The organism is Sphingomonas sp. Ant H11, from assembly GCF_000797515.1.
GTDB lineage: Bacteria > Pseudomonadota > Alphaproteobacteria > Sphingomonadales > Sphingomonadaceae > Sphingomonas.
On the sequence record NZ_JSBN01000074.1, the window covers coordinates 1 to 9,896 of the forward strand.

12 protein-coding genes are annotated in these 9,896 nt (G+C 66.1%); 1 reads left to right on the plus strand and 11 read right to left on the minus strand.

The annotated features are described in order from the left end of the window. Positions 1 to 21: 21 nt before the first annotated feature. Positions 22 to 960, plus strand: coding sequence for a hypothetical protein (locus NW75_RS14685; RefSeq protein ID WP_052192427.1), 939 nt, complete (start codon positions 22 to 24; stop codon positions 958 to 960). A gap of 146 nt (positions 961 to 1,106) precedes the next feature. Here NW75_RS14685 and NW75_RS14690 read toward each other — a convergent pair whose 3' ends face one another. From NW75_RS14690 to NW75_RS14735, 11 genes are all read right to left on the minus strand, one after another. After that, positions 1,107 to 2,309: a glycosyltransferase gene (locus tag NW75_RS14690; protein ID WP_033965921.1), complete on the minus strand. Its 1,203-nt coding sequence runs from the start codon at positions 2,307 to 2,309 to the stop codon at positions 1,107 to 1,109. Positions 2,310 to 2,314: 5 nt separating this feature from the next. Next, entirely contained in the window at positions 2,315 to 2,842 is a 528-nt protein-coding gene (locus NW75_RS14695) for a DUF2141 domain-containing protein (RefSeq protein WP_171010506.1), read from the minus strand. A gap of 2 nt (positions 2,843 to 2,844) precedes the next feature. Further along, complete coding sequence (locus tag NW75_RS14700) at positions 2,845 to 3,810, minus strand: hypothetical protein (protein WP_033965924.1); 966 nt, start codon at positions 3,808 to 3,810, stop codon at positions 2,845 to 2,847. Between the two features lie 148 nt (positions 3,811 to 3,958). Further along, a complete protein-coding gene (locus tag NW75_RS14705; RefSeq protein ID WP_033965925.1) occupies positions 3,959 to 4,825 on the minus strand; it encodes a class I SAM-dependent methyltransferase in 867 nt (288 codons plus the stop codon). A 114-nt stretch (positions 4,826 to 4,939) separates the two neighbouring features. Then, the gene (gene thrC / locus NW75_RS14710; protein ID WP_033965926.1) at positions 4,940 to 6,340 is read right to left on the minus strand and encodes a threonine synthase; all 1,401 of its coding nucleotides are present in this window, start codon (positions 6,338 to 6,340) and stop codon (positions 4,940 to 4,942) included. A gap of 11 nt (positions 6,341 to 6,351) precedes the next feature. Further along, complete coding sequence (locus NW75_RS14715; RefSeq protein WP_033965927.1) at positions 6,352 to 6,990, minus strand: SURF1 family protein; 639 nt, start codon at positions 6,988 to 6,990, stop codon at positions 6,352 to 6,354. Further along, on the minus strand, positions 6,987 to 7,394 hold the full coding sequence (locus tag NW75_RS14720) for a DUF983 domain-containing protein (RefSeq protein ID WP_033965929.1): 408 nt from the start codon (positions 7,392 to 7,394) through the stop codon (positions 6,987 to 6,989). The genes NW75_RS14715 and NW75_RS14720 overlap by 4 nt, the downstream gene beginning before the upstream one ends. A 10-nt stretch (positions 7,395 to 7,404) precedes the next feature. Then, entirely contained in the window at positions 7,405 to 8,262 is an 858-nt protein-coding gene (locus tag NW75_RS14725) for a cytochrome c oxidase subunit 3 (protein WP_033965930.1), read from the minus strand. Between the two features lie 30 nt (positions 8,263 to 8,292). Next, positions 8,293 to 8,832, minus strand: coding sequence for a cytochrome c oxidase assembly protein (locus tag NW75_RS14730; RefSeq protein ID WP_033965931.1), 540 nt, complete (start codon positions 8,830 to 8,832; stop codon positions 8,293 to 8,295). After that, positions 8,832 to 8,972 (minus strand): hypothetical protein, encoded by a 141-nt coding sequence (locus tag NW75_RS25250; RefSeq protein ID WP_171010507.1) that lies wholly within the window; start codon positions 8,970 to 8,972, stop codon positions 8,832 to 8,834. Before NW75_RS25250 ends, NW75_RS14730 begins: the two co-directional genes overlap by 1 nt. Then, positions 8,969 to 9,874, minus strand: coding sequence for a heme o synthase (locus NW75_RS14735; RefSeq protein ID WP_033965936.1), 906 nt, complete (start codon positions 9,872 to 9,874; stop codon positions 8,969 to 8,971). The genes NW75_RS25250 and NW75_RS14735 overlap by 4 nt, the downstream gene beginning before the upstream one ends. Between the last annotated feature and the right edge of the window lie 22 nt (positions 9,875 to 9,896).

Consider the following 9,896-nt stretch of genomic DNA (forward strand, 5'->3'; position numbering starts at 1 on the left):
GCGCTGAGCTGATCGCGGTGGTTGCTCGCGCTGAGCGATATCCTGCTGTTCAGCATCGCCACTGCCCGCAACGACGCCTTGCCTGCCGCCTTGCTTGCTGCTGCGCTGGTGCCGATCGTGCGCACGCAGCGCGGGCGCGGCAGCACGGGACAAGCGGTGCTGATCGGGCTGTTGCTGGCCGCAGCAGCGGCGGCGAAAGTGTCCTACGCGCTGCCTGCGGCGGCTTATGGGGTGTATACGCTCGTCGATCGGCGGCATCGCCCGCTCGCCGTGCTGGCCGGAGCAATGCCAATGGTCGCGTTTGTCGCCTGGACCTGGGCGATCGCCCCCGCCGCCTTCGTGTTCGGTACGCTGCGCTTCCCGGCGCTGGCTCCGGCGGAATATTACACGCCGGGATCGTGGAAGATGTCCTATCTCGCCAAGGCGGTCGATGCGCTGAAGTTTTTCGCGCTCGGCCCGGCCTTGCTGGCGCTGGTGATGGTGCGCCGCCGCTTGGTGCGGCCCGGCGTGATCGAGTGGCTGGTGCTGGCCGGTCTGGTCGCCGCGCTGCTGCCGTTTCCCACCTGGCGGCAATATCTGCTGCCGGTTCTGCCGCCGCTCTTCGTCTTGCTGGCGTTGGTGTGGGACCGGGCACCGCCGGGGCGGGGGCTGCGGATCTTTACCGTGGTGACGATTTTCGCCGGCCTTGCGCCGACGACCGCGGCGGCGGTCCAGGCGCTGGAAGGAGCGTCGATGCCGGTGGCCTTGCGCGAAGGCCGGGCGATCCGCGCCGCGCTCGATACGGCCGGGGTGCGGGGCGGCGTGGCGACGCTGTCACCGCAGTTTCTCGGCGCGACCGGACGCTTGCCCGACCCGCGTTTTTGCGGCCGGTCCGTTTTATTATCGCACCCACCGGCTCGCCGACCCGGCGACCGAGCCGCGCTTCCATGTTGTGTCGGCGGATCGCCCCGCCGACCTTGATCGCAACCCGCCGTCCGCCGTGCTGGTCGGTGGCGAGGCTCCATGGACAGCGGGCGACAGCGACACCGACGCCCTGCTCGAACGCTGGGCGATCGCGCGAGGGTATCGGACGGTGCCGATCAACAGTACGCGTTTCCGTGTGTACGTCAGGCGACCTTGAGCAGCGCTCCGTTGCGCTTGGCGTCGACCAACCCCTGATAATAGTCCATCAGTTCCACCGCATGGTCGCGGTCGCTGCGCACCTTGCCCGCCGCTACCAGCACCGCGCGGCGCAGCACGCGCTGGTCGCGTGCGAACAGCCGGTGGATCGCCGCCGCGGCGCTTTGCGCATCGCGCGCGGTGTAGAATTCGGAGGCATGGCGATCGGCAACCTCCGCGCAACCGCCCGTGTCGGGCACGATCAGGGGCAGGCCCCCGGCCATCGCCTCGGACGCGACCAAGCCGAACGGTTCCGCCTCCGATCCGTGGATCAGCGCGTCGCAGCTCGCGACGATGCGGGCGAGGCGTTCGCGGTCATAGACCGGGCGGAACATGCGGATGTGCGGGGATCCGGCGATGCGGGCCTCGATCTGGCGGCTTTCGACCCCGGTGCCGAGCAGGATCAGCCCGACCGGCAAATCCGAACCGGCGCGCTCGACCGCGTCGATCACCAGCCGCCAGCGCTTTTCGGGATGATGGCGGCCAAGCCCGAGCAGCAAATGCCCGCTGGGCGGCAAAGCGCATTGCGCGAGCAACGCGGCACGCAAGCGATCGTCGCGCAGATCGGGCGAGAAATGGCCACGCTCGATCCCCAGCGGCATCGCCGCGTCGATCCGCACGCCGCGCGCCTTAAGCCGCTTTTCCAGCGCCGGGCCGTTGGTGACGACCGCATCGAAATGCTGGAGGAAGCCGCTCATATAGCGGCTGTACCAGGAGAAAGCGCGCTCGATCCGCTCCTGCGGGGCGAGGCCCTCGAACCAGCGCAGCGCATAAGCGGCCATATTGTCATTGTGCATGAAGAAGCTCTTCACCGCACCGCCCTCATATTTGGGCTGCCACTTGCCAATCACCCACGGCAAGCGCCACGGCGAGGAGGTTTCGACGACATCGGGCTGCAATTGGTCGAGCAGCTTCACGATCGGGGCGGATTCCCAGAACAGCCCGTAATTCTGGTCGAGCGGCAAATGACCTGTCTGGATCCAGATGACCTTGCCGCCGCCGGGGCGTTCCTCGACCGCATTTTCGCGACCAGGGGCGAGCACGATCAGTTCATGTCCCAAATCGGACATGATGCCCATCTTGCGATCGATATAGGTGCGCACACCCCCACCGGTCGGCGAGTAGAATTCATTGACGTCGACGATCCGCATGGCGTCTATTCGTCCTTGAGCGGCCCGAACCCCCCGAGCCCGCGCAGATATTGCGCCCGAATCTCGGTGGATACCACCCCCTGCGGCACGACGATCCGCGCCATGGCAAGTTTCGGACGCGACCGGCCGAGCCGGGCGTTGGTCGGGAAGCCCGCGCCATCCTGCCACAGGTTGAACTTGTTCTTGCCGTCGCGATTGTGCGTGAACAGCAAGGCATAGGGGCCAGGCGTCGGCACGCGGATGCACAGCACGATCGGGCCGCTGGCCGGGGTAGGCAGGCGCACGCGACGGAAGAACTTGCCTTCCTTGATCAGGTCGCGATCATCCTTCAGGAAATCGGCGTCGTTGGCGGGAAACAGCTCGAGCTTCAGTTCGCCGGTGCGATCCTTCAACCCGTCGACGGTCACGCGAATCGCGGGGCCGCCCGAGGTGCAGGCCGCGGCGTCGCTACCCAGAATCTGCGCCGCGCTTGCCGTGACGGGCAGAAGTGCTGCGCCGGTGATTGCCGCCGCCATCAAAACCTTGCGCACCATTTTCAACTCTTTCTCACCAAGTCGACCAGCCCGAACATCGCGACGAGCACAACATGGACGAGCAACGGCAGCGCCGCGGTGACCGCGATCAACACCGACAAGGCTGCGTCCTGACCGATCAATAGGGTGGCGAAGGTGGCGAAAAGAAGGTCTTTGTTCGGCACAAGTGGCAGCCGCCCGACGATCAGCCGCGCTGCCGACAGCAGCAGCCACATCCCGAGCGACACACTTGGCAGACCATAATGCCAGGTAAAGGCGATCAGCACCGATCCCGCAATCAACCGCAGACAGTGGATGCCGAAGATCCACCATAAAGTCGCGCGTGGGAGCGAAAAGACGCGTTTCGAGAAGATCAGGAAAGGCAGCGACATGGCGAATACCACGACGACCGACCAGAGTGCATTGTGCAATTGCTGTTCGGTAAGCAGGCCGATGCCCAGCGGCATCGCGATCGCGATCATCGCCAGTGTCACCATATTGCCGGCAATCGCCGACAGGATGCTGACATCCTTCACCGCGCCGAACGGTGCCGCCACCATCGACGACCGTTGCCGCGCCCAGGCGTAGAAATAGGCCTCGCCCGAATAATTGAGCACGTCGTTGGCGATGCGCTTCTTGGTCAAAGCCACGTAACCGGCCGCCGGGATCCCCCACAATTTGCGGAAGATGATGAAGTCGCCCGTCACCGGAGAAAGGTAGAAGAGTCCGAAGAACAGATAGAAAAGCGGGCTGCTCGGTAGCGCCGAGACCAGACTGTCGACGCCCAGCGCATGGAGCTTCAAGCCGAGCCACACGATCATTACGAGCGTGACCGCTGCGCCCAGATAGGAGGGCCAGCGTCGCGCCAGCGGTGCCATCGGCTCAAGGCCGGCGAGATCGGGCGTTCCGGGCATCGGCGGCAGCGAAAGGTGCGCGGATGCGCCCTGCGTCGAAACGCCGATCACTGGTCCAGTCGTATAGTTATCCACGTGGCGCGTTTGTCCGCTTCTTGGCCGGTCAGGGCGGCCCCATTGCCGCGCATTAGCGGCATAAGTGTGGCGCGGCAAACGCCAAGAAAAGAGCGGGAACCGTGGTCCATCCAATATGATGAGGCGTTTTGCGGGGGGCCTGACGGGTTTACCGTGACCAGCGCGCGAAGATGGCGGTCGGCAGCAACAGCCCGCGCGCTTCCTCGCGCACCGCCATCTCTCCCACTTCGACCGTGCCGCCGAGGTCGGCAAGCGCTTGACGCACCACCTCGCCGATCGCCAGCGCCGACATGCGGACGGCATAGACCGTCAGCACCAGGAACTTGCTGTCCTGGTCGAGCAAGCGACGGCAATCCGCGATCAGGCCAGGCAGGCCCTCTTCCAGCCGCCACACTTCGCCATCGGGCCCGCGCCCGAATTTTGGCGGATCGAGGAAGATGCCGTCATAGCGTTTCCCGCGCCGCACTTCGCGCGCGGCGAACTTGGCGGCGTCGTCGACCATCCAGCGGATCGGGCGGTCGGCCATGTCGGACAGGAAGGCATTGGCCTTGCCCGCCTCGACCGACTTTTTGGAGGCATCGACATGCGTCATCGCCGCGCCCTTGGCGGCGAGCGCCAGCGTGCCGACCCCGGTATAGCCGAACAGGTTGAGCACTTGATCCCCCTCGGCGACGCGCCCGCGCATCCACTGCCATTGCGGTGCCATGTCGGGGAAGAAAGCGAGGTGGCGGAAGGGCGTGTTCTGCGCGAGGAACAGCACTTCCTCCCAGCGCACGTGCCAGCCACCGCGCGGCACATCCCGCGACAGATGCCAGCGCCCGCCGCCCTCTTCATCCGACGCACCGATGAAATCGCCATCGGCTTCCCAGCTTTCCGACGCCGGGGCCCACATCGCCTGCGGTTCGGGGCGGATGAAGCGGAACCGGCCATAGCGTTCGAGCTTGCGGCCGTGGCCGGAGTCGATGAGCCCGTAATCGGGCCAGGGTTCGGTGATGAGGGTTATTAGGTCGTTCATTTTGCTCACCCTCACCCTTCCGTCGCTTCGCTCCTCCCTCCCTCTCCCAACGGGAGAGGGAAGGGGCCCGCTCGGCGCAGCGAGTGGGAAGGGTGAGGGTGAGTTTGAGATCGCTCACCGCGCGCTCGCGCGTTCGGCGATATAGGCGGTGACCGCGTCGAACGTGCCCGGCAGCGAGGCGTAGCGTTCCTCGCGCTCGAGCAGATCGCCAATCCGTGCGGGCAGCGGCGGCCGTTTGCCGGTCGCGCGCTCGACCGCATCTCCAAACTTGGCGGGGTGGGCGGTTGCCAGCGTCACCACCGGCACATCGGCGGGAAGCCCGGCGCGGCGCGCGGCGGCGAGGCCGATCGCGGTGTGCGGATCGATGATCTCCCCGCTCGATTCGCACGCCCAGCGCATTGCCAGCGCCATGTCGTCGAGATCGACACGGTCGCTGCCGAACAGAGCGGCGGCGCCTTCGCGCTGCGCGTTGGTCAGGCGCATTGCCTTGGTCGCTTCGAAGCCGCGCATCTGCTCGGCGAGCGCGGCACCATCGCGGCCGCCGAGATCGAACAGCAGTCGTTCGAAATTGCTCGACACCTGAATGTCCATCGACGGGCTCGGCGTCGGCACGACGGTGCCTTGCGAATAATCGCCGGCGCTGAGCGCACGGTGGAGGATGTCGTTGACGTTGGTGGCGACGATCAATTTGGCGATGGGCAGGCCCATCTTGGCGGCGACGTAACCGGCGAAGACATCGCCGAAATTGCCGGTCGGCACCGAGAAGGCGACGGGGCGCTCGGGCGCGCCCAGACGGACGGCGGCGTAGAAATAATAGACCACTTGCGCCATCAGCCGCGCCCAGTTGATCGAATTGACCGCCGACAGCGCGAACTTGCCCGAGAAAGCGTCGTCGTTGAACATCGCCTTTACCAGCGCCTGCGCATCGTCGAAGCTGGCATCCTCCAGCGCGATATTGTGGATGTTGGGGGCGATGACGGTGGTCATCTGGCGGCGCTGCACTTCGGACACGCGGCCCTTGGGGTGGAGCATGAACACATCGACCCCGGCGCGGCCGGCCAGCGCATCGATCGCCGCCGAGCCGGTATCGCCCGAGGTCGCGCCGATCACGGTGACTTGCTGGCTGCTGCCGGTGAGGAAGCGCTCGAACAATAACCCCAGCAATTGCAGCGCGACGTCCTTGAACGCGAGCGTGGGGCCGTGGAACAGCTCCAGCAGCCAGTTTTGCGGATCGAGCTGGACCAGCGGCACGACGGCGGCATGGGCGAAGCGGCCATAAGCCTGGGTGCAGAGTTGGCGCAGATCGGCTTCGCTGAGCGTGCCCTCGACGAAGGGCAGCATCACCGCGACGGCGGTGTCGACATAAGACAGGCCGCGCAGGGCCGCGATCTGTTCGGTCGAGAAGCGCGGCCAGCTTTCCGGCAGATAGAGGCCGCCGTCTTTGGCCAGGCCCGCGAGCGTGACGTCGCGGAAATCGAGGGTGGGCGCGGAGCCGCGCGTGCTTGTGTAGCGCATGACCCCTGCGGTTAGCGAGGTGGAGCCGCCGGGGCAACCGTCCGCCGCCGCAGCGCCAGCGCATAGATGATCGCAGCGATGGCGGCGAAGACGAACCACTGCACCGCATAAGCGAGGTGATTGTTGGGCACCGCCGACAGATCGGGGGCGGGATTGGGATCGAGCCCGGCGGCGGGAGGATCCGCGACGAGCATCAGCATCTTGGGTGCACCGCCGAGCGCGGAGGCGATCAGCGGCGCGTGGCCGGGGACGTGCGAGATATAGCCGCGCACCGGGCCGCCCTTCCAAATGGGCTTGGCGTGCGGGTCACGGCCAAAGCCGATTTGCACGGTGAAGCCGGGGCCTTCCGCGCCGGTGCGGCATTCGGCGATTTGCCGCCAGCCGGTGCCGCCGCGCGCATTGCGCCCGCCTTCGATGCGGAAGCTGACCGGTTGCAGGCAGAAGGCGCTGGCACGGCGGAACAACAGGCTGCCATCCTCATCGACCGGGATGCGCGGGAAGGCGACAGGCGGCAGCGTGACGTTGCGCGCATACTGCACGAGCTGCGCTTCCTTTTCGGCGCGGCGCTGCAATTGCCAGACGCCGAGCGCGATCATCGCGGCGATGGCGATGCCGACGAGTACGGTCGGCAGGACCGGGATGCGGTTCATGGATTGGGGTCGAGCGGGGTTATGCGCCCCTCGCGCGCGGCGGTGCGATATTCGGAACCGAGCAAGGCTGCCTTGGCGACGCGGAGTGCACCGATCACGGCGGCGATCGTCACTGGCACCCAGAGGATGAGTTGCAGCCAGATCGGCGGGGCAAGCGTCAGCTGGATCGTGATCGCCGCGCCCACTACGATCGCGCCGAGCAGCAGGACGAGCAGCGCGGCAGGTCCGTCCCCGACATTGAAGCGGGTGTAATCGAGCCCGCACACGGCGCAGCGATCGGCAAAAGCGAGCCAGCCCTTGAACAAGCTCGGTGCGCCGCAGCGCGGGCACAGGCCCTTGAACGCAGCGGGCAAGGGGGCCGGTTCGGGCGTCGGCGTTACGGCCTCGGCCCGCACCTCGGTCATCGGACGGCGATCAGCCGGCGTGGATGGGCGCGCCCCAGCCACCCCAGACATAGATGGAGACGAACAGGAACAGCCACACCACGTCGACGAAATGCCAATACCACGCCGCCGCTTCGAAGCCGAAATGCTGCTGCGGAGTGAAATCGCCGCGATAGACGCGGATCTGGCAGACGATCAGGAAGATCGTGCCGATCATCACGTGGAAGCCGTGGAACCCGGTCGCCATGAAGAAGGATGCGCCATAGTTCAGGCCCTTAAAGGGGAAGGGGGCGTCGGCATATTCATAGGCCTGGATCGAGCTGAACAGCAGGCCGAGGATGATCGTGACCCACAGGCCCTTCTTCAGGCCGTCGCGGTCGCCATGGATCAGCGCGTGGTGCGCCCAGGTGATCGTGGTACCGCTGGTGAGCAGGATCAGCGTGTTGAGCAGCGGGAAGCGGAAGGCGTCGATGACTTCCAGACCCTTGGGCGGCCATTGCGCTGCGACATCGGCGGCGACCGAGACGGTCTTGGTCACCGAATCATAGACGATGTGGGCGGGGAACAGCGAAAAGTCGAAGAACGCCCAGAACCAGCCGACGAAGAACATCACTTCGGAGGCGATGAACAGGATCATGCCGTAGCGCAGGTGCAATTGGACGACAGGGGTATGGTCGCCTGCATGCGCCTCGAGGATGACCTGACGCCACCAGCCATACATCACTGCGAGCACGCCCGCGACGCCGGCGAAGAACACCGCGCCGCCCCCGGCCGCCGAATGCATCCACATGATGCCACCCGATGCCATGGCGAGTGCCGCCATCGCCCCGGCCAACGGCCAGATGCTGGGGGGAAGGATGTGGTAATCGTGGTTCTTGGCGCCGGCCATCTGTCCCTCGTCCTCTTTTGTCGTTCGGTTCTAGCTCTTGGCTTTGGTGGAATCCACCGGGTAAAAAGTGTAACTGAGCGTAATCGTCTGCACGTCGTTGGCGTCCGGATCCGCAAGGATCTTCGGGTCGACGAAGAAGATCACCGGCATCCGCGCGGTTTCGCCCGGTTTCAGCGTTTGCTGGGTGAAGCAGAAGCACTGGATCTTGGTGAAATATTTGCCCGCTTGCGCCGGGGTGACGTTGTAGGTCGCGGTGCCCGTGATCGGATGGTCCGATGTGTTGGTCGCGGTGAAGAACGCCATGTCGCGCCCGCCGATATCGACGGTTTCGGATGGATGTTCGGGCGCGAACTTCCACGGCATGTGCGGCGCGACATTGGTGTCGAAATCGATGCGGATCTGCCGGTTGACCGCGCCCGGTGCCACGAGCCCGCGCTGGGTGGTGCCGTTGAGGCCGGTCGCCTGGCAGAACAGGCGGTAGAGCGGGATACTCGCCCAGCCAAGCCCGCTCATGAAGCAAATGCCCGCCACCGCGAACAGCGCCGTGCGCAGTTTGCGGTCGATCGCCATCAGTGCGGCATCCCGGCCTGGATCTTGGCGATGCTGATCGCGAACACCAGCACCACAAAGGCACCGAGGATCAGCGCGAGCGCAGTCGCGCGGCTGCGCTGGCGCTTGCGGACGAGGTCGCTGTGCGGGTCCGGGGTCATGCGATGAGCCGATCGACTGCGAGGGAAATGAAGATCATCAGAATATAGCCGATCGAATAGACGAACAGGAAGCGTTCGGCCTTCATCTCGGCGGGGGTACCCGCGCGCGCGACCACGACCCAGAGCGTGAGGCCGAGGAACACCGCCGAGCCGATCGCGGCGACCGCGCCATAGGCGATCCCGGCCAACCCCAGCGCCCACGGCGACACGGCGGCGGCGGCCATCAGCACCGCGTAGAACAGCATTTGCCAGCGCGTCGTCGCCGCGCTCGCCACCACCGGGAGCATCGGCACGCCGCCCTTGGCGTAATCGTCGCGAATCAGCAGCGCCAGCGCCCAGCTATGCGGCGGGGTCCACAGGAAGATGATCGCGAACATCAGCAGCGGCAGCGTCGAAATGCTGCCGGTGGCGGCGACCCAGCCGATCAGCGGCGGGAAGGCCCCGGCGGCCCCGCCGATGACGATGTTCTGCGGGGTCAGCCGCTTGAGACCGACGGTATAGATCAGCACGTAGAACAGGATCGACACCGCCAGCAGCACAGCGGCGAGCAGGCCGATGGCGAGGCCCATCAGCAGCACCGAGAACACGCCGAGCCCGACGCCGAAATGGAGCGCGGTCTCGCGGTCCATCTTGCCGGCGGGGAGCGGGCGCTTGGCGGTGCGCTTCATCAGCGCATCGATGTCCGATTCATACCATTGGTTGAGCGCGCCCGCCGCGCCCGCCGCCAGCGCGATGCACAGGATGGCGGTGAAGCCGAGCACGAAGGGCAGATGCACCGGCGCGGCCAGCATCCCGCACAGCCCGGTCAGCACGACCGAACGCATCACCCGCGGCTTGGTCAGCGCGAAGAAATCGCGCCAGTCGGCGGGGAGGGTGGTGCTCGGCATGGTGGCAGTGGTCATGGAATTGATCCTCCCCTCCCGC